The organism is Streptomyces carpinensis (genome assembly GCF_002154505.1).
GTDB lineage: Bacteria > Actinomycetota > Actinomycetes > Streptomycetales > Streptomycetaceae > Streptomyces > Streptomyces carpinensis.
In genome coordinates this window covers 1-807 of the sequence record NZ_MUBM01000688.1, presented here as the reverse complement: position 1 = coordinate 807, position 807 = coordinate 1, and the positions used below count along the sequence as shown (strand labels likewise).

1 pseudogene is annotated in these 807 nt (G+C 78.2%); it reads left to right on the top strand.

Going from position 1 to position 807, the window contains the following annotated elements:
• Window positions 1–807 (top strand): annotated as a pseudogene (locus BZY54_RS47920) (helix-turn-helix transcriptional regulator); the annotation flags it as partial.

Below are 807 nucleotides of genomic sequence, written 5' to 3'. Positions count from 1 at the left end.
CTGCGCGCCCTGGTGCTCAGCCGGCTGGAGATGCTGTCGGACGAGGCCCGCCGCACCCTCCTCGTGGCCAGCGCCGGCGCCCGCCCCACCCCGGCCCTGCTGCACGCGGCCGGACGGGAGAACGCCGAGGCGGAGTGCGCCCAGGCCGCCGAGCTCGGGCTGCTGGCCACCGAACCGGAAGGCCCGGCCGTACGGTTCGCGCACCCGCTGATCTCGGCCGCGTTGTACGCGGAGGCGCCCGCGCAGGAGCGCCGTGCCGCGCACGCCGCGCTGTCCACCGCCGCCTCCGACCCCATCGAGCGCGCCCGGCACCTGGCCCTGGCCACCACCGGCACCGATCCGGACGTGGCCGCCCGGCTGGCCGGGGCCGCCGCGCTGGCCCGGGACCGCGGCGCGCCGTCGGTCGCGGCCTCGCTGGGACTGCTCGCCGCCCGGCACACCCCGGCCGACGGGGTGCCGGGCCCGGACGAGCGGCGGTTGCGGGCGGCCGAGGACGCCATCACGGCCGGCGAGGTGGATCTCGCGCGGGACATCGCCCGCGAGGTGCTGACCNNNNGGCCGCGCGCGGCCGGGACCGGCGCACCGAGCTGATGGCGCTGGCCTTCCAGGCCTCCACCGAGACCCTGATGGGCCACCCGGACGCCCCCGCGACCATCAAGCGCGCACTGAAGGAGCCTCAGGACCCCTATGTGGCCTGCCACCACAACGGCGTCGGCTCCGCCCGCTACCGCTGGCTGCTGATGAGCGACCAGCTGTCCGAGGCCCGGGCGACCATCACCTCGCTGCTGCGCGAGGTGCGGCGGCGCG